Below are 22,502 nucleotides of genomic sequence, written 5' to 3' on the forward strand. Positions count from 1 at the left end.
CCTACGACATCAGCATTATGAATGCTGCGCTCTAACCAACTGAGCTATACGACCGGCAGAACGAAATTATATACCGAAAATTTGGCCTGGCGATCAATGTCACCAGCTTTTGTCAAAATGGGGTGATGGGGCGTGGCAGGTGCCGGGCATGCCCAGTCCCGTTGGTCTGGCCTCCACGGCACCGTCACGTCGATCAGCTGTTGCTGAACTGGGCCTGGCGCTTGTTGACGAAGGCGTCCATGCCTTCCTTCTGGTCGTTGGTGGCGAACAGCGCATGGAACAGGCGGCGCTCGAACATCACGCCGTCGTTGAGGCTGCCTTCAAACGCACGGTTCACCGATTCCTTGGCGGCCATCACGGCCAGTTGCGAGAAGCCGCTGATGATGATGGCCGCGCCCAGTGCTTCTTCCATCAGCTTGTCGACCGGCACCACGCGGCTGACCAGGCTGGCTCGTTCGGCCTCGTCGGCGTTCATCATGCGGCCGGTGAGGGCCAGGTCCATGGCCTTGGCCTTGCCCACGGCGCGCGGCAGGCGCTGCGTGCCGCCGGCGCCGGGGATGACGCCCAGCTTGATCTCGGGCTGGCCAAAGCGGGCGTTGTCGGCGGCGATGATGAAGTCGCACATCATCGCCAGCTCGCAGCCACCACCCAGTGCATAGCCACTGACGGCGGCAATCACCGGCTTGCGGATGCTGCGGATCGCCTCCCAGTTGCGGGTGATGTAGTCGCCGCCATAGGCATCGGCAAAGCTGTACTTGGCCATCGCGCCAATGTCGGCACCGGCGGCAAAGGCTTTTTCGCTGCCGGTGATGATCATGCAGCCAATGTTCTTGTCGGCATCAAAGGCCTTGAGCGCCTCACCCAGCTCGTTCATCAGCTGGTCGTTCAGCGCGTTCAGCGCCTTGGGGCGGTTCAGCGTGATGATGCCCACCTTTTCGGCTTCGACGCGCACTTCGATCATTTCATAGGCCACGGTCTGTCTCCTTGGGTTTGTGGGGCAGCAGCGGCCTGCTGGCGCCCGCATGGTCGACAGGCATCCTACACCAAGCAGGCTGTTGCGGCGCAGCAGCCTGCACAAGATGGCGCTTTTTGGGTGCTGGTGGGCGTGCCGCCACCCGTGATCAGCGCCCGTCCAGCCAAAGGTTGACCAGATTCACATCGGTGACAGCCAAGGTGACGGTATCGCTCTGGCTGGCAGTTTTTGGAGCCTTCTTGCGGCCTTTGCCCGGGGCGCTGGCGGCGCGGGCCGGCAAGGCCAGTGGCAGGCGCAGCAGGCGCTTGTCGCGCGCCACCAGCGCCAGCACCTGCTGGGCGTCACCGGCATACAGCGGCAGGTCGTCGAGTTTGTGCAGGCGCCAGCCGATGCTGTCGGTGCTGGCCTGCAGTGGCTCGATGCCGATCCATTCGTCGCCCGCCATCATGCCGGCGGCCTCGGCCGCGCCACCGCGCAGCACCACCTTGATGCTGATACCCGCTGCGCCCTCGGCCACCCGCAGGCCCAGCTGCTGGGCGATCTGGGGCTTGTCGGGCTGGCAGTCCACGCCATGGGCCTGCAGCAGCGCGGCTACCGGCAGGTCCAGCTTGCCGTGCACCCAGGCGCTGATGTCGGCGGCCCAGCTGCGGCCGGTCAGCTCGTTCAGCACATCGATCAGGTCCTGCTCGCGCATGGGGCCGGCCTTGCAGCGCCGGTACAGCGCCCGCATCACCGCATCCAGCCCGCTGTGGCCTGCACGGCGCAGGCTCAGGTCCAGGCACAGCGCCACCAGCGATCCCTTGGTGTAGTAGCTGACGGTCGCGTTGGGCGTGTTCTCGTCCTGGCGGTAGTACTTGACCCAGGCGTCAAAGCTCGACTCGGCCACGCTTTGCACATGCCGGCCCGGCGTCTGCAGTACCTGGTTCAAGGTCTTGTTGAGCAGCTTGAGGTACTGCGCGTTGTCCAGCAGGCCCGCGCGGCGCAGGACCAGGTCGTCGTAGTAGCTGGTGAAGCCTTCGAAGAACCACAGCAGCTCGGTGTAGTTCTCGCGTTCGTAGTCATAGCTGGCCAGCTCCATCGGGCGCAGGCGCTTGACGTTCCAGGTGTGGAAATACTCATGGCTGATCAGGCCCAGCAAGGTGATGTAGCCACTGCTGGGCTGGGCCTCGCCCTTGCGGGGCAGGTCGCGCCGGCTGCAGATCAGGGCGGTGGAGTTCTTGTGTTCCAGGCCGCCATAGTTGTCGTCCATGGCGTTGAGCATGAACACATAGCGCTCGAAGGGCGGCTTGCCCCGGGGATGCCAGAGGCGGATTTCGGTCTCGCAGATCTTTTGCGTGTCGGCCACCAGGCGCGCGCCATCAAAGCTGGGCGGTGCACCGGCGACGACAAAGCGGTGCGCCACGCCGTGGGCACTGAACTCGGCACTCCAGAACGCCCCCATCTCGACCGGGCAGTCCACCAGCTCGTCGTAGCTGCTGGCGTGGTAGCGGCCAAAGCCCTGGGGGTTGGTCTGCGCGGCCATCAGGCCGGTGGCCACCTGCCAATGGGGCTGCTGGGCCGGCGGCTCGATGTGCAGCACCTGCAGCAGCGGCTCGCTGCCATGCACACGCAAAAACACGCTGGTGCCATTGAAAAAGCCGCGCTGGCTGTCGAGCCAGGCGGTGCGCACCGAGCTGTCGTAGGCGCAGATCTGGTAGCTCAGGGTCAATGGCTCGGCCGCGCTGCTGTCCACCACCCAGGTGTTCTTGTTCTGCTGCTGGACGTCGACCAGCTGCCCGCCCTGGCTGGCACTCAGGCCCTGCAGCGATTTGGAGAACTCACGCACGAGGTAGCTGCCGGGGATCCAGACCGGCAGTGACACGGTCTGCATCGCCTTGGGCCGGGGGATGTTGAGCACCACCTGGTAGAGGTGGGCATGCAGATCGATGGGCGTGATGGTGTACTGGATGGCGTGCGGTGCCAGGGCGGGTGCGCTTTGGGTCATAGCCTGCAAGCGTAGCCCCAATTGCATGGGCGCGTGCCGACCCAGGAATTCACCGGCGCAAAAAAGGCCCCGAAGGGCCTGAGGAAAGAGGGCGGCAACGCGCCTGGTTTACTTGACTGCCTTGAGGCGCTTTTCCAGGTCGTCCGAGCCAATGGCGCCCGGCACGCGCGAGCCGTCTGCAAAGAAGATCGTGGGCGTGCCGGTGATCTTGTACTTGCGGCCAAATTCCATATTGCGCTGCAAGGCGGTCACGTCGCAGCTCGATGGAGCGGCGGGCGCATCCGTGCCCTTGAGCATGTGGCTGGCCCATTCCTTGGCCGGGTCCTTGGCGCACCAGATGTTGCGCGACTTCTCGACCGAATCGGGGCTCAGGATCGGGTAGAGGAAGGTGTAGACCGTCACGTCCTTGACGTTTTGCAGGTCTTTCTCGAAGCGCTTGCAGTAGCCGCAGTTGGGGTCTTCGAACACGGCGATCTTGCGCGAGCCATTGCCCTTGACGGTCTTGATCGCGTCCTTCAGGTTGAGGCTGTTGAAATCCACGGCCGTCAGCTTGTTGATGCGGTCTTCGGTCAGGTTGCGGTGCGCCTGGGTGTCGATCAGCTCGCCCTGGATCAGGTAGTTGCCCTTGGCATCGCTGTAGAACAGGTCGGTGCCGACGCGCACCTCATACAGGCCCTGCATCGGGGTGGCACTGACTTCGTCAATCTTTTGCAGCTGGGGGATACGCTCTGCCAGCGCCTTGCGGATCGCGTCTTCTTGCGCACTGGCAGAGAAACTGGCCGCGATGGCAGCACTGGCCAGTACGGTAGAGAGAATTCGCATGGGAAACCTTCTTTGATCTTGATAGTAAAAAGCCAGCGCGCGGGAGGGGCCCCAACGCAGTGAAAGCCGCCTGGCGGTGCACCGATGTCCGTCTGGGCGGGAAGTGTGCCTGAACGCTAAACCCCCGCAACTATTAACATTTTGGTACCGCAAGCGGCTTTTGGCCGAACGACGGTTTGTACCAGATGGGCGCTAAAAGTTCACTCCCATGGCCTGGCGGGTCACCCACGATTTCAGCGGACCGCTGCTTTCAAAGCCGCGCATGCCCCAGTTTCTCAGGCTCTGCAAAGGCGTCTCGGGCCTGGTAAACAATTGTTGAATGCTGTCCATCGCCAAGCCGATGGGGGCCAGGCGCGCCTTGCGCTCACGCTCATAGCGGCGCAGCAGGCGCAGGTCCGACAGGCGGCGCCAGCGCGCATCTTCGCTGGTCAGCAAACGCGCCAGTGCGGCGATATCGGCCATGCCCAGGTTCAGTCCCTGGCCGGCCAGCGGGTGCACGGCGTGGGCGCTGTCGCCGGCCAGCACCCAGCTTTGGGCCCGGGCAGTATCTTGCAAGGCGCTGCCCGGCATCGGGCCGCACCACTGGCGCGCCACTGACTGCTGCAGCGGCCAGGCGGCGCGCTCGGCGCACACGGTCAGCTGGCCCAGCATGCCCTGGCTGGCCGACTCCAGTGCCATCGCCAGGCCTGCATCGTCCAGCGCCTTGACCCCTTCAACCTGGCTGACCGGCAGCGACCACACGACGGCCACCTCATGGGCGCCGGGGCCGCCCAGCGGCAGAAAGGCCAGAATATCGCCCGCGGCAGAAAACCACTGGCGTGCGGCCTGGCCGTGCGGGCGCTCGCAGCGCAGACGCGTAGCGACGGCGGTCTGGTGGTAGGGGATGGTGGTGAATTCCACGCCGAATTCCTCGCGCGTGCGACTGTGCTTGCCTTCGCAGACCACCGTCAGGCGGGCATCGACCGGGCGGGTCACCGTCTCCACCATCGGCTGGTAGCGCACGGCGGCGGCCAGCTGGGCCTCCAGCGCGGGCACATCGACGATCCAGTTCAGTGCCTCGGTGTGCTGCTGCGCCGCATCAAAATGCACCTCGCCGCCCTGGTCGCCATAGACGTCCATGCGGGTCACCGGCGTGGCGTACTGGGCCTCGGGCCAGCTGCGCACCGATTGCAGCACCTCCCGCGAGAGCTGGTTGAGGGCATAGGCGCGCACATCACCATGGCCGCTGTTGCTGGGCGCCGGGGCGGTATCCACCAGCGCCACGCGCATGCGCTCCCGCGCCAGCAACAATGCCAAGCTGCGGCCCACAATGCCCGCGCCACGGATACAAACGTCGAATTCAGAAGCCATAAGCGACCTATTGTAGTGGGGCACTGTGGCAGCGCCGGGCGCCTGTACGACTTGCTGCAGGGGTCTGGCTACCGTTTGGCGCCGCGTAGATGCAACGCAGCCTTTTACTCGTTACAGTGTGGTTTGCCCAGAACCAACCCAGGCGCAGACCAGCATGGCAAATAGCGATTTTTTTGATGTCACCGGCCATATCGGCCAATTGTGGGTTTTTCCCATCAAATCCTGCGCCGGCATCGCCGTGCAAAGCGCGCGACTGTTGCCGACGGGCCTGGAGCATGACCGGGCCTTCATGCTGGTCGATGGGCAGGGCGAATTCATCTCGCAGCGCGAGATCGCCCGTATGGTGCTGGTGCAACCGGCCATTGCCGATGGCGTGATGACGGTGACTGCTCCGGGCATGGAGCCGCTTGCAGTCGATATGGCTTTTACCGGCCCCGAGCGTGCAGTGCGCGTCTGGGACGACCAGGTTCCGGCCCTGCAGGCGCCCGATGCAGTCAATGCCTGGTTCAGCGCGTTCTTGCAGACCGCGTGCACGCTGGTGCGCATGGCCCCGCAGGCGCTGCGGCTGGCCAGCAAGAAATGGACCGGCGGCGCCGACGCCCCCACGCAATTTGCCGATGGCTTTCCGGTGCTGGTGGTCAGCCGGGCCTCGGTCCATGAGCTCAATGAGCGCCTGACCCAGGCAGGCGAAGCGCCGGTGGTGGCAGAGCGCTTTCGCGCCAATATTGTGGTCGAGGGCTTCCAGTCCCACGACGAGGACCGTATCGAGAGCCTGTCGGTGCAGCAGGGCGGGCCGGGCAGCCAGCAATGGGTGGATCTGCCACTGGTCAAGCCCTGTGCGCGTTGCCCGATCCCCGATATCGACCCGGCCACGGCTGCGAGCGGCACCAGCGTCACCGATACCCTGCAGACCTACCGCCACGACGACCGCCTGGATGGAGCTGTGACCTTTGGCATGAATGCCTATGTGCCCGCAGGCACCGGTGGGGTGCTGCGGGTGGGTGATGCCGTCGGCGGCGCGCTGCAGTTTGACTGAGCGGCGCAAACAGCACCCTGGATACGTCGTTGCCCCGCCGGCCGCGCCACGCCTGGCCGCACGCATGTTCTGCCTGCGGTTCGATGCCCAGTCGGGGACGCCTAGTCGGGGACGCCCAGTCGGGGACGCCCAGTCGGGGACGCCCAGTCGGGGGCGCCCAGCCGCAACCGCCAACCTGCGGTGTGCGGGGCCGGGTGAGCAGCCCGAAGCTTCCCTGTTAATACGCCTGGATTCGCGACTGCCATGCAGTCCGCTTAAAATGCCGGGTTTGTCCGAAAGAATAGAGAAAGCACTGCCATGAGCCTCAAATGCGGCATCGTCGGTTTGCCCAATGTTGGCAAGTCCACCCTTTTTAATGCGTTGACCAAGGCAGGTATTGCCGCCGAAAACTATCCTTTCTGCACGATCGAACCCAATACCGGCGTCGTGGAAGTGCCCGATCCGCGTCTGGACCAGCTGTCCAAGATCGTCGAGCCCGAGCGCATTGTTCCGGCCATCGTCGAGTTTGTGGACATCGCCGGCCTGGTGGCCGGCGCCTCCAAGGGTGAAGGCCTGGGCAACCAGTTCCTGGCCCATATCCGCGAAACCGACGCCATCGTGAACGTGGTGCGCTGCTTCGAAGACCCCAACGTGATCCACGTGGCCAACAAGGTCGACCCGATTGCCGATATCGAGGTCATCCAGACCGAACTGTGCCTGGCCGACTTGGCCACCGTGGAGAAGGCGCTCAACCGCTACAGCAAGGCGGCGAAGTCGGGCAACGACAAGGAAGCCGCCAAGCTGGTCTCGTTGCTGACCCCCATCCAGGCCGTGCTGGACCAGGGCAAGCCTGCCCGCATCGTGCCCGTATCCAAGGAAGACGCGCCGCTGCTCAAGCAGTTCTGCCTGATTACTGCCAAGCCCGCAATGTTTGTTGGCAACGTCAGCGAAGACGGCTTCGAGAACAACCCGCTGCTCGACAGCCTGAAGGCCTATGCCGCAGCACAAGGCGCGCCCGTGGTCGCCATCTGCGCCAAGATCGAGGCAGAAATGTCCGAGATGGGCGACGAAGACCGCGACATGTTCCTGCAGGAAATGGGTCTGGAAGAGCCGGGCCTGAACCGCCTGATCCGCGCCGGCTTCTCGCTGCTGGGTCTGCAGACCTACTTCACCGCCGGTGTGAAGGAAGTGCGCGCCTGGACCGTGCCCGTGGGTGCCACCGCGCCCCAGGCGGCAGGCGTCATCCACGGCGACTTCGAGCGTGGCTTTATCCGCGCCCAGACCATCGCCTTTGACGACTTCATCCAGTACAAGGGTGAGCAAGGCGCGAAGGAAGCGGGCAAGATGCGCGCCGAAGGCAAGGAATACATCGTCAAGGATGGCGATGTGCTGAACTTTCTGTTCAACGTCTGACCGTTTCGGCGGCGACCCTGCCCGCAGGCATTCGCTGCGTGCTGGCAGTCATAACCTCCAAGCCCGCTGCGCGTCAGCGGGCTTTTTCGTGGGGCGTTGCGGTCATGCGCATGTGGCAGCGGGATGGCAGAGCAGGGCGGCCAGCCGTTATAAGATAGCCGCTGCTTGCCAGACAGCGGCTCCGTTGGCGGTTGCTGCAAGCGCAGTCCCGTCCACCGATTCTTGAAAGCCCCCATTTGGTGACCCCACCTGCCGCCAATACCAAAACCACTGCTGCGGATGCCCCCCGTGCGCCGAGCGCCGCCGAGCGCGAGCAGCATTCGGTGCAGGCCGATCTGGTCGCGGTGCTGGTGGCGGTGACGGGCGGGCAGCCGCGCATACTGACCACGCAGGCCGGTGAGACCCTGCCAGCGGGGCCCTTTACCGCCAACCACCGCTCGCTGCAGGCCAGCCTGCGCGCCTGGGTCGAGACGCAGACCCACCACCCGCTGGGCTTTGTCGAGCAGCTCTACACCTTTGCCGATGGCGACCGCTCGCAGGAGCTGGGCATGCGCGCCATCTCCATCAGCTACCTGGCACTGACGCGCGAGCTCGACGATGCCGGCCTGGCCCAGCCGGGCTGGCAGGACTGGTACCACTACTTCCCCTGGGAGGACTGGCGCAGCGGCGCGCCCGAGATCCTGGACCAGCGCATTGCGCCAGCGTTGCAGGCCTGGAGTGCGCAGGCAACGGGCAAGGCAGCGGCCAGCGCGCGCTGGGAGCGGGCCCGAGTGAGCTTTGGCCTCGAGGGCAGCGATTGGAACGAGGAGCTGGTGCTGCAGCGCTACGAGCTGCTGTTCGAAGCGGGTCTGGTCGCAGAAGCCTGGCGCGATGGCAGGGCGGCCCCGACAGGCCAGACCTTGCTGGGCACGGCAATGCGCAATGACCACCGCCGCATTCTGGCGACCGGCATGGCGCGGCTGCGCGCCAAGATCAAGTACCGCCCTGTGGTGTTCGAGCTGATGGCCGACAGCTTCTCGCTGCTGCAGCTGCAGCAGACTGTCGAGGCGCTGGCCGGGCGCAGCCTGCACAAGCAGAACTTTCGACGCCTGATCGAGCAGCAGGCGCTGGTGGAAGAGACCGGCGAGATCAGCAGCCAGGGCGCAGGCCGCCCGGCCAAGCTGTTCCGTTTTCGCCGCAATGTACTGGTGGAACGCGCGCTCGCGGGCAATAAGCTGCCGCTGGCGCGCGGCTGATCGTGCTGATCCGTTCTTGCAGGCCGCAACGGAGGCGGCATCATGGCAGCGTCAGGACTTGACAATATTTATACTCATAATTAGCATAAGTGTGCGCGTGACCGGTTAAGCGCTGGTGCGCCTCTTTTTTTACCCTTTAAATACTCAAAATGAGCATTAATCAAACCACGGCGCTGCCGGTTCCTCCTCTGCCTGATGTGATGCTGGAGCCGCTGGTGCGCATGGCCCTGCTGGAAGACCTGGGCCGCGCCGGGGACCTGACGACCGACACCATCGTGCCCGCAGATGCCAGAGACAGCCTGCGCCTGGTGGCGCGGCAAGCGGGTGTGCTGGCAGGGCTGGATCTGGCGCGGCTGGCCTTTCATCTGCTGGACAGCGGCCTGGTGTTTGAGCCGCTGTGCGGTGATGGCACCGTGCTGGCGCCGGGCATGGAGATCGCCCGCATCCGCGGCAAGAGCCGGGCAATCCTCACGGCCGAGCGCACGGCGCTCAACTACCTTTGCCATTTGAGTGGTGTCGCCAGCGCCACCTACGCGATCGCCCAGGCCATCCAGCCCTATGGCACGCGGGTGACCTGCACACGCAAGACCATGCCGGGCCTGCGTGCGCTGCAAAAGTATGCGGTGCGCGTGGGCGGTGGCAGCAACCACCGCTTTGGGCTGGATGACGCGGTGCTGATCAAGGACAACCATATTGCACTGGCCGGCGATGTGGCCACCGCCGTGGGCCGCGCCCGGGCTGGCGTCGGCCATATGGTCAAGATCGAGCTTGAAGTGGACACGCTCGCCCAGCTCGATGCCGCATTGCAGCTGGGGGTGGATGTGGTGCTGCTGGACAACATGGACCTCGAGACCCTGCGTACGGCGGTGGCCATGTGCCGGGGCAAGGCGGTGACCGAGGCATCGGGCCGCATCACACCCGAGACCGCGCCGCAAGTGGCCGCCACCGGGGTGGACCAGATCGCCGTCGGCTGGCTCACCCACAGCGCCAAGGTGCTGGACATCGGCCTGGATGCCTGATCCGGCCCTCTACCACCCGCGCACCCTGCATATCCTGGAAGGAGGCCTCTGATGCCCCGCGTTCTCCAACGCTTCTCCTGGTGGTGGCTTGCCGCCGCCGCTGCGGCCTGCATGGCTGCCGACCTGTGGCTGGGCGGCAGCAGCATGGCGGCAGCCCGCTTTGACAAGCCCATGACCATTGTGGTGACCTTTCCGCCGGGCGGCGGCACCGACTTGCTGGCGCGCAAACTGGGCGCCGCCTTGCAGCAGCGCACGGGCCAGACCGTGGTCGTGGAAAACCGCCCCGGCGCCAGCGGCAATATCGGCGCACGCCATGTGGCAGAGGCGGCGGGTGATGGCAGCACCTGGCTGATGGTGAACAGCTCGTTCGCGATCAACCCCGCCGTTTACCGCCAGCTGGATTTTGACCCGCGGCGCGATTTCAAGGCCGTGTTCAATGTGGGCACGATTGCCTCGGTGCTGGTGGTGCCGCAGGCCAGCGAATTGCACAGCCTGGCCGATGTGCGCGCCTCGGCGCCCTTGCAACCGCTGCCCTTTGCCTCGTGCGGCAATGGCACGCCGCAGCACCTGGCCGGCGAGATGCTGGCCCAGGCCGCGCAGCTGCATTGGCAGCATGTGCCCTACAAGGGCTGCGGGCCGGCCATCACCGCCGTGGCGGCCGGCCAGGTCGCCATGGGCATGGTCACCGCCAGCAGCGCTGCGCCGCTGATCGAGGCCGGCCGCGTGCGCGCCATTGCCGTCACCGCCCCTCAGCGCCTGGCGCAGTGGCCGCAGGTCGCCACCGTGGCCGAACAAGGTGCGGCCGGTTTCAGCGTCGAGCAGTGGCATGGCCTGCTGGCGCCCGCTGCCACCAGCGATGCGGTGGTGCAGCGCATGCATGCGCTGCTGGCGCAGATCCTGGCCGAGCCGGCGATGCAGCAGTGGCTGCACGATCAAGGCTATACGCCGCTGCAGCAAAGTGCGGCCGAGTTTGGGCAGGTGATCGCCAGCGATATCGACCGCTATGCCGCCGTGGCGCAGCAGCTGGGCTTGCGGGTGGATTAGGCAGCGCTGAAAACCGCGCGTGCCTTCAAGAGGGCCAGAAATGCAAAATCGTGGCCGTCATCACCAGGTAGCGCAAAAACTTGCCGATCGCCATGTAGAACACGCAGGGCCAGAACGGCAGGCGCAGCCAGCCGGCCACGGCGCACAGCGGATCGCCGACGATGGGCAACCAACTGAGCAAACAGGCCTTGGCGCCGAACTTGCGCAGCCAGATGCGGGCCATGCGCTGGTGGCGGCTTTGCTTGTTGGGTGGTGCCGTGGGGATGAGGGGGTTGGTCGGCGCGGCCGCATCGCCGGCATGGCGCAGTCTGCGGGCCTTGTACCAGGCGGTACGGGCGAGCGCGCCGGTCCACCAGCTGATCGCGCCGCCCAGTGTGTTGCCGGCTGTCGCCACCAGAATGGCCTGCCAGAACAGGTCCGGATTCAGATGTAGCAGGCCGGCCACAGCGGGCTCGGACCCGAGCGGCAGCAACGTGGCCGAGATCAGAGCCACGACAAAGACCGTGCTGAGCCCGAACTGCGGCAGGGCCAGCCATGTCAGCAACTGTTGAATCCACGCTTCCATGGCTGCCAGTGTAGCGGCTGGTGCCGGCCTGCCAGCGGCGCAGCGGGCCGCCGCCGTGTCAGCCAAGAGGCCGAAAAATACCTGCTGCACAAGCCCTGGCGCCGGCAGGGTCGGACGGCCCGCCGGGCCCTTCAGGGGGTGCCCATGCGCGTCGCCAACGCCCGCCCGCAGGCCCGATTTATGGGCATTCCCAAATGTCAAGCGGGTAGATTGGATGTTTGCTACTTTTTTAAGCAGTACAATCTGCCCCTTCCCCTCACCACAACAGACAGCACTTCGGTGGCGAAGTGCTCGCTTTTTGCATTCCATGTCCGTCCGCATCGGTCCCTATACTCTGGCCAACAATGTGTTTGTGGCGCCCATGGCGGGCGTGACGGACCGGCCTTTTCGCCAGCTGTGCAAGGCGCTGGGGGCGGGGTATGCGGTCAGCGAGATGGTGACCAGCCGCAAGGACCTGTGGGATAGCCTCAAGACCAGCCGCCGCGCCAACCATGCCGGCGAGCCCGGCCCGATCTCTGTGCAGATCGCCGGCACCGACGCGCCGATGATGGCCGAGGCGGCGGTCTACAACATTGAGCGCGGCGCGCAGATCATTGACATCAACATGGGTTGCCCGGCCAAGAAGGTCTGCAACAAATGGGCAGGCTCGGCGCTGATGCAGAACGAGCCCCTCGCGGTCGAGATTGCCGCTGCGGTGGTGGAGGCTGCGGCGCCCCATGGCGTGCCGGTGACGCTGAAGATGCGCACCGGCTGGAGCGATGACCACAAGAATGCCGTGCAGCTGGCGCGCCAGTTCGAACAGGCGGGCATCCAGATGCTCACCGTGCATGGCCGCACGCGCGAACAGGGCTACCGGGGCCTGGCCGAGTACGACACGATCCGCGCTGTCAAGCAGGCGGTGTCGGTTCCAGTGGTTGCCAATGGCGATATCACGAGCCCGGCCAAGGCCCGCGATGTGCTGGCCTTCACCGGTGCGGATGCGGTGATGGTGGGGCGGGCGGCCCAGGGCCGCCCCTGGATTTTTCGCGAGATCGTGCATTTTCTGCAGACCGGCGAATTGCTCGCGCCTCCGCTGGTGGCCGAGCTGCGCCGCCATCTGCTCGAGCACCTGCAGGACCACTATGCGCTGTACGGCGAGAGCACCGGCGTGCGCTCGGCGCGCAAGCACATTGCCTGGTATGTGCGCGATCTGCCGGGGGGCGATGCGTTCAGGCGGGAGATGAATGTGATTGAAAACAGTGCGGCGCAATGGCAGGCCGTAGCCGATTATCTGGGGGCCCTGGGGCAACAGATGGACCGGCTGCCTGGCATCGCGGCAGCACCAGAGGCCAGCGGGAGTGCGATGGCCCCAGCAACAACAATGAGTGATGACCTTGTATGAGTAAGACGACGATTGAGCAGTCCGTGCGGGACAGCCTGCAGACCTATTTTCAGGATTTGGAAGGCGAGGTGCCGGACCGCGTGTACGAGATGGTAGTGCGCATGGTGGAGCGCCCGATGCTGGAAGTGGTGATGAACCACGCCGACAACAACCAGTCACGGGCCGCCGAGTGGCTGGGCCTGAACCGCAACACGCTGCGCAAGAAGCTGGTCGAGCACAAGATGCTCTGACCCGCGCCCTGATTTCAGTGCTGCTTGCGCCCGCTGCGCAAGCGGCACAAGCCTGTTTCCATTCTTGAAGTGATTGACATGAAAGCCCTGATTTCCGTTTCCGACAAAACCGGTATTGTCGAATTTGCCCAGGCCCTGCATGCGCTGGGCGTGCAGCTGCTGTCGACCGGCGGCACCGCCAAGCTGCTGGCCGACAAGGGCCTGCCTGTGACCGAGGTGGCCGAGGTGACCCGCTTCCCCGAAATGCTGGATGGCCGCGTCAAGACCCTGCACCCGATGGTGCATGGCGGCCTGCTGGCCCGCCGCGACCTGCCCGAGCACATGGCTGCACTGAAGGAACACGGCATCGAGACCATCGACCTGCTGGTGGTCAACCTCTACCCGTTTGAAGCGACCGTGGCCAAGGCCGGCTGCACGCTGGCCGATGCGATCGAGAACATCGACATTGGCGGCCCGGCAATGGTGCGCTCCGCCGCCAAGAACTGGAAGGATGTCGGTGTGATCACCGCCGCCGACCAGTACGACGCCGTCCTCGCCGAGCTCAAGGCCGGCGGCAAGCTGTCCAACCAACTGCGCTTTGCCCTGTCGGTGGCGGCATTCAACCGCATCAGCCAGTACGATGGCGCGATCAGCAACTACCTGTCGTCGGTCACGTTCGAAGACGAAAAGCTGTCCGAGGAATACGTGCCCGAGCGTGCCGCCTTCCCCGGCCAGAGCAACAGCCAGTTCATCAAGATCCAGGACCTGCGCTATGGCGAAAACAGCCACCAGCAAGCTGCCTGGTACCGCGATCTGTACCCTGCACCCGGCTCGCTGGCCACGGGCGTGCAGCTGCAAGGCAAGGAGCTGAGCTACAACAACATCGCCGATGCCGATGCCGCCTGGGAATGCGTCAAGAGCTTCGAGGTGCCGGCCTGCGTCATCGTCAAGCACGCCAACCCCTGCGGTGTTGCCGTGGGTGCCGATGCGTTGGAAGCCTATTCCAAGGCCTTCCAGACCGACCCGACCAGCGCCTTTGGCGGCATCATCGCCTTCAACCGCGCCGTGGACAAGGCAGCGGCAGAGGCCGTGTCCAAGCAGTTCGTCGAAGTGCTGATGGCCCCCGACTTCAGCGCCGAGGCGCTGGAGATCTTCAAGTCCAAGGTCAATGTGCGCCTGATGAAGATTGCACTGCCAGCTGGCGGCAACAGCGACTGGGAGCAGGGCCGCAACGCCATTGAGTCCAAGCGCGTGGGCTCAGGCATCCTGCTGCAATCGGCCGACAACCATGAGTTGCAACTGGCAGATCTGAAGGTCGTGACCGTCAAGCAGCCCACCCCGCGGGAACTGCAGGACCTGCTGTTCGCGTGGAAGGTGGCCAAGTTCGTCAAGTCCAATGCCATCGTGTTCTGCAAGAACGGCATGACCATGGGCGTGGGCGCGGGCCAGATGTCGCGCCTGGATTCGGCTCGTATCGCATCGATCAAGGCGGAAGCGGCCAAGCTGTCGCTGCAGAACACCGTGGTGGCGTCGGATGCCTTCTTCCCCTTCCGCGACGGCCTGGATGTGGTGGTCGATGCCGGCGCCACCTGCGTGGCCCAGCCTGGTGGCTCGATGCGCGACCAGGAAGTGATCGCCGCCGCCGACGAGCGCGGCGTGGCGATGGTATTTACTGGCGTGCGCCACTTCCGCCATTGATGGCAAGGCGGTACCCGCCAGGGTGCTGCCACCGCTGGCTGCAGGCCGATCCGGCCTGCAGCCCCGATACGCCGGCCATCTTCGGGTTCGCCGGCTTGTTTTCTGCGCCGGGCCCCGGCCCCTTCCACCATGAGCGAACCACAGCACCAAGACCCGCCTCCCGCCTCCGATCCGGACAGTGACCCGCCGCGCCGCTCGCGCTGGCTGGGTGTGCTGATCGTTGCATTTGCGCTGGTGGTGGGCCTGGGCATGTTCAATATCGGGCGCTTGATCATCCGGCCCAAGCCCGAGGTGACGGCTGCGGACCGCCTGATCGAGGCCAGCCCCCGGCTGCAGCAGGGCCGCGAGCTGGTCACCCGCAGCAGCGACTGCATGCGCTGCCACACGATGGAGCTGGATGTCGTGGGCCCGGGTTTTCGCAACATCGCCAAGCGCTATGCCGACCGTGACGATGCCGTCCCCTATCTGGCGCGCAAGATCCGCGAGGGAAGCGTCGGCGAGTGGGGCCGTATCGTGATGCCACGCCATCCGCAGGTCACGCAGGAGCAGGCCGAACTGATGGCCGGCTGGCTGATGGCCCTGCGCCCCGCCAACGCGCCTGCCGCCAGTCCGCCTTGAGCGCCTGTCGGACCAGCCGCACGAGCCCGCTGCTGCAGCGGGCTTTTTTGCGTCCGGCGGCAATGTCCGTAGACAGGGTCTGGAAAGGCCATGCTTTGTAAAGCAAATCTGCGATACTGCAGCGACATAGACCTGAAGGAGGATGCATGAACTTTCCCGAATACGCCGGACACGGCGGTGGCCTGACCGAGGCGAACAGCCGAGGCCAATTCATCAAGGCGGCCTACAGCCATCTGGCTGTCGCCATCTTGGCTTTTGCCGTGCTGTCGTTTGGCCTGTACGCCAGCGGTGCATCGTTTGCGATGCTCAAGATGCTGGGCGTAAGCAAGTGGGGCTGGCTGGCGGTCATGGGCGCCTTCATGGTGGTCGGCTGGCTGGCGACCAATGCCGCCGACAATTCGGAAAGCACTGGCGTGCAGTACCTGGCGCTGGGCGGCTTTGTGTTTGCCGAATCGCTGATCTTCGCCCCGATGCTGGCCATGGCCAGCATCATTGCCCCCGGCTCGATCCAGGCGGCCTCGATTGCGACCCTGGCGTTGGTGGCGGGCCTGACCTTCACGGCCTTTACCAGCAAGAGGGACTTCTCCTTTCTGGGCGGCTTCCTGAAGATCGGTGGCCTGGTGGCCATCGGTATCATCTTGGCCGGTGTCGTGTTCGGCTTCAAGCTGGGCATCTGGTTCTCCGGCGCGATGGTGCTGTTTGCCGGCGCTTGCGTGCTGTATGACACCTCGCAGATCATGCGCCACTACCCGGCAGACCGCCCCGCTGGCGCGGCCCTGCACCTGTTCGCATCGGTGGCGCTGCTGTTCTGGTATGTGCTGCGCCTGATCATGCAACTGGGTGGCAGCGACGACTGATCGCCTGCGACCGACAACAAAAAACCTCGGCATGCCGAGGTTTTTTTATGCCCGCCAGAGACGGGCGGCCAGGCAGCGGAGGGCGTTTACAAGGTCTTGAAGACGTCGCGGGCTGCTTCGATCGTCGCCTGGATGTCGGCATCGGTATGGGCGCTGCTGACAAAGCCCGCTTCGTACAGCGCCGGCGCAAAGTAGTGGCCGCGCGCGAGCATGCCGTGGAAGAACTTGTTGAACAGCGGCTTGTCGCTCTTCATCACCGCTTCGTAGTGGCTGGGCAGCTCGGGCAGCAGGAAGAAGCCGAACAGACCGCCCTGGTGGTCCACGCTGAAGGGAACGCCTGCGGCATCGGCCTCGGCCTTGAGGCCGGCCATCAGCTGGCCGGTCTTCGCATGCAGCGCTTCATGGAAGCCCGGCTGGCTGATCAGCGACAGGGTCTGCAGACCACAGGCCGTGGCAATCGGGTTGCCCGACAAGGTGCCGGCCTGGTAGACCGGGCCCAGCGGCGAGAGCTTTTCCATGATCTCGCGGCGCGCGCCAAAGGCGGCCATCGGCATGCCGCCGCCAATCACCTTGCCCAGCACGGTGATGTCGGGCTTGAAGCCGGGGATCTGCTGCGCATACAGGCTTTGCGCGCTGCCCAGTGCGACACGGAAACCGGTCATCACCTCGTCGTAGATCAGCAAGGCGCCATGTTCCTGGGTCAGCTCGCTGATGCGGCGGGTAAAGGCGGTGCTGGCGCGCACAAAGTTCATGTTGCCGGCAATCGGCTCCATGATCACGCAGGCGATCTGGCCGTCGTACTTGGCAAAGGCTTCTTCGAGCTGGCCGATGTCGTTGTATTCCAGAACGATGGTGTCCTGCACCACCTGGGCGGGCACCCCTGCCGAAGACGAGGCGCCAAAGGTCGCCAGGCCCGAGCCGGCCTTGACCAGCAGCGCATCGGCATGGCCGTGGTAGCAGCCGTTGAACTTGATGATCTTGTTGCGGCCGGTATAGCCGCGCGCCAGGCGAATCGCGCTCATGCCCGCCTCGGTGCCGGAGCTGACCAGGCGCACCATGTCCATCGACGGCATGAGCTTCAGGATGGCTTCAGACAGTGCGATCTCGCGCTCGGTGGGAGCACCGAAGGAAAAGCCTTCGAGCAGCGCAGCCTGCACGGCGCTCAGCACCTGCGGGTGGCCATGGCCCAGGATCATCGGGCCCCAGGAGCCGATGTAGTCCACATAGCGTTTGTCATTGGCATCAAACAGGTGCGCGCCTTGCGCGCGGGCGATGAAGGCCGGCGTGCCGCCTACGGCATTGAAAGCCCGCACGGGCGAATTCACGCCGCCGGGGATCACCTGGCGGGCACGTTCAAACAATTGGGCGTTTTTATCCATCGTCATAAGGGCTCACATCTACTCTGGCCTTGGATTGTCGGCCAAGCGGGTGCTTGGGGCTGTCAATCCGGTATTCACTGCACTGGAACAGGCAGGCTTTGAACTCAGAGCGGGCGGGTGTGGAGCGCGTCGCTCTCATCCCCATCCGCGCTACCGTCATCCTCTACGTCTTCGTCATCGGCATGCACCCAGAAAAGACGGTCAGGCACGGTCTTGCCCATGCCGGGGCGCAGGCCTCCCTCCAGGCATTTGTCGAGGTAGGTCATCGCTTCGGCGGTCGCGTCGCTCAGCGGCACCTCGGTGGCCAGCAAGGCCGTGAGCGCCGCGCTCAAGGTGTCGCCTGCGCCGATGTACTCGGTCTCGAAAAGCTCGAACTCGCCGCTGCCGTACACGGTGTCGGCCGAGGCGAGCACGTTTTCCACATGCTGGTCATGGGCGGGGATGCCGGTCACCAGTACAAAGGGCACACCATGGTCGGCGGCGGCCTTGGCCAGGTCACGGGGGCTGGGGCGGTGCTCGGAGGTGCGGTCGGGCAGCAGCCAGCGCCATAGCAGGCCATAGGCACCGACCAGCACCGTCACCTGGGGCAGCAGCAACTCCTGGTACGCGTCGAGGTAGTCGTCGATCAGCTCGCTGTCCCACCAGGCCATGCCGGCGACATAGGCGACGACCGGTACATCGGGGTAGTCATTGGTTACTTCCGCACACACGCGTACATTTTCAATCGATCCCAGAAAGCCCAGTTTGATCGCGCGGATGGGAATGTCCTGCAATACGGTCTGCGCCTGTTGCTGAACTGCATCATCGGACAGCGCATAAAAGTCGATGGTGTCGAGCGTATCGCGGATCAACGCACCCGTGACGACGGTGCAGGGGTGTCCTCCCATCGACGCCACGGCCAGCGCATCGGCATTGGTGCCGCCTGCGCCGCTGGGGTCATTGGCGTTGATGCAGAGGATGCTGGCGGTATCAATCGTCGCGGCCAACGTGCTTTCACTCGGGCTGGATTCTGGCTGGTTTGTCAAGGAGGATGTCATAGGTCAACGAGATAAAGCACATTGATGCAGGAATCACCGTTAAATCTGTGTTGAAAAGCTACAATCGTTGCATTCTATGTAAAGCCTCTGTAAGCTTTTCAAAATTAGGAGCAGGGACGACGGATGCAGTGTACGCGCTGTGGTGCAAAATGCACCTCCAGCACATGCGGATTCGTCGAAGAAAAATTGCCATAGGGCGTATGTGTTCAATGCAAACGGGTGGGAGGGGCTATGTCAGCCTTGGCTGCCGCGTGCATTCGCATTTCATGACATGCAATGAGGAGGGTGGCCGGTGACAGTTTCCGCAGACAACTTCAAGGTATTGGTGGTTGACGATAGCAATACCATTCGCAGAAGTGCTGAGATTTTTCTGAAGCAAGGCGGCTACGAGGTGCTGCTCGCTGAAGACGGCTTCGATGCCCTCTCCAAAATCAACGATTTCAAGCCGGACATGGTGTTTTGCGACATCCTGATGCCCAAACTGGACGGCTACCAAACCTGCGCCATCGTCAAGCGCAATGATGCTTTCGCATCTACACCCGTGGTCATGTTGTCGTCCAAGGACGGCGTTTTCGACAAGGCCCGGGGACGCATGGTGGGATGTGAAGACTACCTCACCAAGCCATTTACCAAAGATCAATTACTGGAAACCGTCGGACGTTTCGTTGCCGAACGTTAAGGAGGGGTCGTGCCTATTCAAAAAGTTCTTATCGTTGATGACTCAAAAACCGAATTGATGTTTTTGAGCGATCTGCTTGTACGCCAGGGTATGGTGGTGCGCACTGCGCAAAATTCGGACGAGGCGATGCTGCGCCTGGCGGAAGACCGGCCCGACCTGATCCTGATGGACGTCGTGATGCCCGGGCAAAACGGCTTTCAGCTGACCCGCCTGATCACCCGCAGCCCGGAGTATGCGGATATCCCGATCATCATGTGCACCAGCAAGAACCAGGAAACCGACCGGGTCTGGGGCATGCGCCAGGGCGCACGTGGCTATGTGACCAAGCCGGTGGATCCGGCCGAACTCAAGGCCAAGATCGAGGCACTGGGATAAGGCATGGCACAGCGCGAAGACTTGCGAGAGCTGCAAACCCGGCTGGCCGATCGTCTGAGCCAGGCACGCAACCAGACGGCGGTCGGTGCCTCGTGGCTGGCAGTCAAGATCAGTGGCAGGAACTTTCTGCTGCCTTTGAGCCAGTCCGGCGAAGTGCTGGGCTGGAGCGGGGTGGAGCCTGTGCCCTACACCAAACCCTGGATGCTCGGTGTGACCAGCATCCGGGGTATTTTGTTGACGGTGATGGATCTGGCCCGCATGCTGGGCCTGCCTGTCGCACGCAGCGAACAGGTGTTTGCCGGGGCCTCGGTCGTCGCGCTCAACCCCATGATGGGCGTCAATGCCGCCCTGTTTGTCGAGCAGCTGGAAGGCTTGCGCGGCAGCAATGACTTCGCGCATTCCAAAGACAAGCCGGCCGATGCGCCGGAATTTTTTGGTGCGCTCTATACATCCGCCAGTGGCGAGCAGTGGCAGGAACTCAACCTGCAGCTGCTGGCCAATGCGCCCGATTTTCTCGATATCACGGTTTAGTGCGGGGCTTCCGCGGCTTCATCCCTTTCGGTATTTGTATGTTCAACAAACTATTCAAACGCAAAGAAGACGTGGCAGACCCAGGCGTCAGCATCTTCCCAGATGGTGACCAGGTGATGCTCTCCGAAGGCTCGACCGGTGACGGCGTGTCCCCCGCCAAGACGTCGGCCAATGTATCCGGCGCTGCGGTGCAGGACGATTACATGGCCCAGCTGGTCGAGGGCGAGACCGCCGCCGACGATCTGGTGACGCTGCCGGTGCTGGGTGCGGCACCGGCTGCCAAACACCAAAAGACCCTGCTGACCATCGTCATCGTGGGTCTGGTGGTGTTCTTTGCGCTGGCGGTGTGGGCGATCTTGCAGTCGCGCACCACAGGCGGCCAACTGGCAGCCACCGGCCAGGCCTTGACCCAGTCGCAGCGTCTGGCCAAATCGGTGGGTCAGGCGGTCAACGGCAATGAGCAGGCATTTGCCGAAGTGGCAGAAGCCTCGTCGATTCTGAAGAAGAACATCGATGGCCTGAACTCCGGCTCGGAAGACCCGGCGATCAAGGCGCTGGGCAGTTCCTACGCCGAGGTGCTGGCGCCGCTGGTGGAAGCCTCGGACCGCACCGCGAGCAAGAGCGATGCCGTGGTCAAGCAAAAAGCCTCGCTGGTCGCGATGAACAAGGACTTGCAGGCGATTCACAAGAACACGCAGACCCTGCTCGAGCTGAGCGAGGCGGTGGTCAGCCTGAAGCTCCAGCAAGCGGCTCCGCCCGCTGAAATCGCCGCAGCCAGCCAGCTGGCGATGCTGACCCAGCGTATCGGCAAGTCGGCCAACGACTTCCAGAGCGCCTCGGGTGCCAATGCCGAGGCGGTGTTTCTGCTGGGCAAGGACTTGAACACCTTCAAGGAAATCGTCGCCGGTCTGCTCAACGGCAGCGCCGAGCTGCGCCTGAGCCCCGCCCGCGATGGCGCCGTGCGCGACAAGCTGCAGGAACTCTCGTCCCAGTACGACATCACGTTGAAGGATGGCTCGGCGGTGCTGAGCAACCTCAAGGGCATCTCGGAAGCCCGTGAGGCCGAAGTCTCGATCCAGTCGGCCAGCGATCCGCTGCGCAAGGGCCTGGAAGCACTGCAGGCGGACCTGAACAGCTGGTCCGACCGCATCTGGCTGTACCTGGTGGGCATCGTGCTGGCAGCGTTGCTGGTGGGCCTGGGTGTGTGGGGCCTGGTGCGCCTGCAGCTGGCAGACAGCTTGAACCGCCGCCGCGCTGCAGAATCGCTGCAACAGGAAGCGACCCGCCAGGAGCAGGAGGCCAAGCGTCTCAATGACGCCAACCAGGCTGCCATTTTGCGGCTGATGAACGAGTTGCAGTCCGTCGCTGAAGGGGATCTGACCCAGGAAGCGACCGTGACGGAAGACATCACCGGCGCGATTGCCGACTCGGTGAACTACACGGTGGAAGAGCTGCGCATGCTGGTGGGCAGCGTGCAGAACACGGCGACCCGCGTGGCACAGACCACGTCGACCGTGGACTCCACGTCGACTGAGCTGCTGGCTGCGTCGACCGAGCAACTGCGTGAGATTCGCGAAACCGGCAAGTCGATTCTCGACATGGCGACCCGTATTAACCTCGTGTCGTCACAGGCGCAGGAATCGGCTTCGGTGGCGCGCAAGTCGCTGATGGCGGCCGAGTCGGGCCTGCAGGCGGTGGAAAACGCGATCGGTGGTATGAACTCGATCCGGGACCAGATCCAGGACACCTCCAAGCGCATCAAGCGCCTGGGTGAGTCCTCGCAGGAGATTGGTGAAATTACCGACCTGATCTCGGACATTACCGAACAGACCAACGTGCTGGCATTGAATGCGGCCATTCAGGCGGCCTCCGCCGGTGAAGCCGGCCGCGGCTTCTCGGTGGTGGCCGAGGAAGTGCAGCGTCTGGCTGAACGCTCGGCCGATGCAACGCGCCAGATCTCGGTGCTGGTGAAGGCGATTCAGACCGATACCCAGGACGCGGTGGCCGCTATGGAGCGCTCGACCCAGGGTGTGGTGGAAGGCGCCCGTCTGTCGGACAGCGCCGGTACGGCACTGGCGGAAATTGACCGCGTTTCGCGTGAGCTGGCAGATCTGATTCAGCAGATTTCCCGTTCTGCGTCCGACGAAGCAGTTCAGGCCAACGATGTGGCAGAGAATATCCAGCATATCTTTGCGGTGACGGAGCAGACCAGTGATGGCACCCGTACCACAGCGCAGCAGGTGCGTGAGCTGTCGCAAATGGCCGAGGAACTGCGCCAGTCGGTGTCTCGGTTCAAGATTGCCTGACCCATGCCTGCT

The 22,502-nt window shown here is 64.1% G+C and carries 21 protein-coding genes; 14 read left to right on the top strand and 7 right to left on the bottom strand.

All coding sequences use genetic code 11. From position 1 onward, the window contains the following. Window positions 1-193 precede the first annotated feature (193 nt). The 4 genes from ACCQ08_RS23190 to ACCQ08_RS23205 form a co-directional block, all read right to left on the bottom strand. Window positions 194-973 (bottom strand): enoyl-CoA hydratase, encoded by a 780-nt coding sequence (locus ACCQ08_RS23190; protein WP_230778938.1) that lies wholly within the window; start codon window positions 971-973, stop codon window positions 194-196. A 148-nt stretch (window positions 974-1,121) separates the two neighbouring features. After that, on the bottom strand, window positions 1,122-2,957 hold the full coding sequence (locus ACCQ08_RS23195) for a M61 family metallopeptidase (protein WP_373451142.1): 1,836 nt from the start codon (window positions 2,955-2,957) through the stop codon (window positions 1,122-1,124). 108 nt (window positions 2,958-3,065) lie between these two features. After that, window positions 3,066-3,779 (bottom strand): DsbC family protein, encoded by a 714-nt coding sequence (locus ACCQ08_RS23200; protein WP_312412499.1) that lies wholly within the window; start codon window positions 3,777-3,779, stop codon window positions 3,066-3,068. A gap of 192 nt (window positions 3,780-3,971) precedes the next feature. Further along, window positions 3,972-5,129: an FAD-dependent monooxygenase gene (locus ACCQ08_RS23205; protein ID WP_373451143.1), complete on the bottom strand. Its 1,158-nt coding sequence runs from the start codon at window positions 5,127-5,129 to the stop codon at window positions 3,972-3,974. Between the two features lie 154 nt (window positions 5,130-5,283). Here ACCQ08_RS23205 and ACCQ08_RS23210 point away from each other — a divergent pair, with 154 nt between their 5' ends. From ACCQ08_RS23210 to ACCQ08_RS23230, 5 genes are all read left to right on the top strand, one after another. Beyond that, complete coding sequence (locus tag ACCQ08_RS23210; RefSeq protein ID WP_312452201.1) at window positions 5,284-6,165, top strand: MOSC N-terminal beta barrel domain-containing protein; 882 nt, start codon at window positions 5,284-5,286, stop codon at window positions 6,163-6,165. Window positions 6,166-6,462: 297 nt separating this feature from the next. Continuing rightward, window positions 6,463-7,557, top strand: a complete 1,095-nt coding sequence (ychF, locus tag ACCQ08_RS23215; RefSeq protein ID WP_239809328.1) for a redox-regulated ATPase YchF — start codon at window positions 6,463-6,465, stop codon at window positions 7,555-7,557. A 323-nt stretch (window positions 7,558-7,880) separates the two neighbouring features. Further along, window positions 7,881-8,792, top strand: coding sequence for a hypothetical protein (locus ACCQ08_RS23220; RefSeq protein WP_373451180.1), 912 nt, complete (start codon window positions 7,881-7,883; stop codon window positions 8,790-8,792). Between the two features lie 149 nt (window positions 8,793-8,941). Further along, window positions 8,942-9,811, top strand: a complete 870-nt coding sequence (nadC, locus tag ACCQ08_RS23225; RefSeq protein ID WP_373451144.1) for a carboxylating nicotinate-nucleotide diphosphorylase — start codon at window positions 8,942-8,944, stop codon at window positions 9,809-9,811. A gap of 51 nt (window positions 9,812-9,862) precedes the next feature. After that, on the top strand, window positions 9,863-10,855 hold the full coding sequence (locus tag ACCQ08_RS23230) for a tripartite tricarboxylate transporter substrate binding protein (protein WP_373451145.1): 993 nt from the start codon (window positions 9,863-9,865) through the stop codon (window positions 10,853-10,855). Between the two features lie 25 nt (window positions 10,856-10,880). Here the strand turns inward: ACCQ08_RS23230 and ACCQ08_RS23235 are convergent, their stop codons facing one another. Further along, window positions 10,881-11,420 (bottom strand): YqaA family protein, encoded by a 540-nt coding sequence (locus ACCQ08_RS23235; protein ID WP_369460729.1) that lies wholly within the window; start codon window positions 11,418-11,420, stop codon window positions 10,881-10,883. A 307-nt stretch (window positions 11,421-11,727) separates the two neighbouring features. On the opposite strand from ACCQ08_RS23235, the gene dusB reads away from it, so the two are divergent. The 5 genes from dusB (at window position 11,728) to ACCQ08_RS23260 (ending at window position 16,183) form a co-directional block, all read left to right on the top strand. After that, the gene (dusB, locus tag ACCQ08_RS23240) at window positions 11,728-12,801 is read left to right on the top strand and encodes a tRNA dihydrouridine synthase DusB (RefSeq protein ID WP_312412514.1); all 1,074 of its coding nucleotides are present in this window, start codon (window positions 11,728-11,730) and stop codon (window positions 12,799-12,801) included. After that, window positions 12,798-13,031 (top strand): Fis family transcriptional regulator, encoded by a 234-nt coding sequence (locus ACCQ08_RS23245; RefSeq protein ID WP_021027292.1) that lies wholly within the window; start codon window positions 12,798-12,800, stop codon window positions 13,029-13,031. The genes dusB and ACCQ08_RS23245 overlap by 4 nt, the downstream gene beginning before the upstream one ends. Window positions 13,032-13,109: 78 nt before the next feature. Beyond that, the gene (purH, locus tag ACCQ08_RS23250; RefSeq protein WP_373451146.1) at window positions 13,110-14,708 is read left to right on the top strand and encodes a bifunctional phosphoribosylaminoimidazolecarboxamide formyltransferase/IMP cyclohydrolase; all 1,599 of its coding nucleotides are present in this window, start codon (window positions 13,110-13,112) and stop codon (window positions 14,706-14,708) included. Window positions 14,709-14,837: 129 nt separating this feature from the next. Further along, window positions 14,838-15,326, top strand: a complete 489-nt coding sequence (locus ACCQ08_RS23255) for a c-type cytochrome (protein ID WP_239809323.1) — start codon at window positions 14,838-14,840, stop codon at window positions 15,324-15,326. Window positions 15,327-15,472: 146 nt separating this feature from the next. After that, a complete protein-coding gene (locus tag ACCQ08_RS23260) occupies window positions 15,473-16,183 on the top strand; it encodes a Bax inhibitor-1 family protein (RefSeq protein ID WP_239809322.1) in 711 nt (236 codons plus the stop codon). Between the two features lie 86 nt (window positions 16,184-16,269). Here ACCQ08_RS23260 and hemL read toward each other — a convergent pair whose 3' ends face one another. Then, a complete protein-coding gene (hemL, locus tag ACCQ08_RS23265) occupies window positions 16,270-17,568 on the bottom strand; it encodes a glutamate-1-semialdehyde 2,1-aminomutase (protein ID WP_239809321.1) in 1,299 nt (432 codons plus the stop codon). Between the two features lie 98 nt (window positions 17,569-17,666). Beyond that, window positions 17,667-18,599, bottom strand: coding sequence for a hydroxymethylpyrimidine/phosphomethylpyrimidine kinase (locus ACCQ08_RS23270; RefSeq protein WP_373451147.1), 933 nt, complete (start codon window positions 18,597-18,599; stop codon window positions 17,667-17,669). A 292-nt stretch (window positions 18,600-18,891) separates the two neighbouring features. Between ACCQ08_RS23270 and ACCQ08_RS23275 the strand changes: the two genes are divergently transcribed. The 4 genes from ACCQ08_RS23275 to ACCQ08_RS23290 are packed head-to-tail and all read left to right on the top strand — an operon-like array spanning window position 18,892 to window position 22,490. After that, the gene (locus tag ACCQ08_RS23275) at window positions 18,892-19,278 is read left to right on the top strand and encodes a PleD family two-component system response regulator (RefSeq protein WP_021027286.1); all 387 of its coding nucleotides are present in this window, start codon (window positions 18,892-18,894) and stop codon (window positions 19,276-19,278) included. Window positions 19,279-19,287: 9 nt separating this feature from the next. Beyond that, window positions 19,288-19,653: a PleD family two-component system response regulator gene (locus tag ACCQ08_RS23280; protein WP_256460938.1), complete on the top strand. Its 366-nt coding sequence runs from the start codon at window positions 19,288-19,290 to the stop codon at window positions 19,651-19,653. A 3-nt stretch (window positions 19,654-19,656) separates the two neighbouring features. After that, window positions 19,657-20,184, top strand: coding sequence for a chemotaxis protein CheW (locus ACCQ08_RS23285; RefSeq protein WP_373451148.1), 528 nt, complete (start codon window positions 19,657-19,659; stop codon window positions 20,182-20,184). Window positions 20,185-20,222: 38 nt separating this feature from the next. Further along, complete coding sequence (locus tag ACCQ08_RS23290) at window positions 20,223-22,490, top strand: methyl-accepting chemotaxis protein (RefSeq protein ID WP_373451149.1); 2,268 nt, start codon at window positions 20,223-20,225, stop codon at window positions 22,488-22,490. Window positions 22,491-22,502: the final 12 nt, after the last annotated feature.

This window comes from Comamonas sp. SY3, assembly GCF_041730275.1.
GTDB lineage: Bacteria > Pseudomonadota > Gammaproteobacteria > Burkholderiales > Burkholderiaceae_C > Comamonas > Comamonas sediminis.

Bases quoted from the DNA above. Each gene is read 5' to 3' on its own strand.
- ACCQ08_RS23195 (WP_373451142.1), bottom strand. From the start codon at position 2,957: ATGACCCAAAGCGCACCCGCCCTGGCACCGCACGCCATCCAGTACACC.
- ACCQ08_RS23200 (WP_312412499.1), bottom strand. From the start codon at position 3,779: ATGCGAATTCTCTCTACCGTACTGGCCAGTGCTGCCATCGCGGCCAGT.
- ACCQ08_RS23205 (WP_373451143.1), bottom strand. From the start codon at position 5,129: ATGGCTTCTGAATTCGACGTTTGTATCCGTGGCGCGGGCATTGTGGGC.
- ACCQ08_RS23210 (WP_312452201.1), top strand. From the start codon at position 5,284: ATGGCAAATAGCGATTTTTTTGATGTCACCGGCCATATCGGCCAATTG.
- ychF (WP_239809328.1), top strand. From the start codon at position 6,463: ATGAGCCTCAAATGCGGCATCGTCGGTTTGCCCAATGTTGGCAAGTCC.
- nadC (WP_373451144.1), top strand. From the start codon at position 8,942: ATGAGCATTAATCAAACCACGGCGCTGCCGGTTCCTCCTCTGCCTGAT.
- ACCQ08_RS23230 (WP_373451145.1), top strand. From the start codon at position 9,863: ATGCCCCGCGTTCTCCAACGCTTCTCCTGGTGGTGGCTTGCCGCCGCC.
- ACCQ08_RS23235 (WP_369460729.1), bottom strand. From the start codon at position 11,420: ATGGAAGCGTGGATTCAACAGTTGCTGACATGGCTGGCCCTGCCGCAG.
- dusB (WP_312412514.1), top strand. From the start codon at position 11,728: ATGTCCGTCCGCATCGGTCCCTATACTCTGGCCAACAATGTGTTTGTG.
- ACCQ08_RS23245 (WP_021027292.1), top strand. From the start codon at position 12,798: ATGAGTAAGACGACGATTGAGCAGTCCGTGCGGGACAGCCTGCAGACC.
- purH (WP_373451146.1), top strand. From the start codon at position 13,110: ATGAAAGCCCTGATTTCCGTTTCCGACAAAACCGGTATTGTCGAATTT.
- ACCQ08_RS23255 (WP_239809323.1), top strand. From the start codon at position 14,838: ATGAGCGAACCACAGCACCAAGACCCGCCTCCCGCCTCCGATCCGGAC.
- ACCQ08_RS23260 (WP_239809322.1), top strand. From the start codon at position 15,473: ATGAACTTTCCCGAATACGCCGGACACGGCGGTGGCCTGACCGAGGCG.
- hemL (WP_239809321.1), bottom strand. From the start codon at position 17,568: ATGACGATGGATAAAAACGCCCAATTGTTTGAACGTGCCCGCCAGGTG.
- ACCQ08_RS23270 (WP_373451147.1), bottom strand. From the start codon at position 18,599: ATGACATCCTCCTTGACAAACCAGCCAGAATCCAGCCCGAGTGAAAGC.
- ACCQ08_RS23285 (WP_373451148.1), top strand. From the start codon at position 19,657: ATGGCACAGCGCGAAGACTTGCGAGAGCTGCAAACCCGGCTGGCCGAT.
- ACCQ08_RS23290 (WP_373451149.1), top strand. From the start codon at position 20,223: ATGTTCAACAAACTATTCAAACGCAAAGAAGACGTGGCAGACCCAGGC.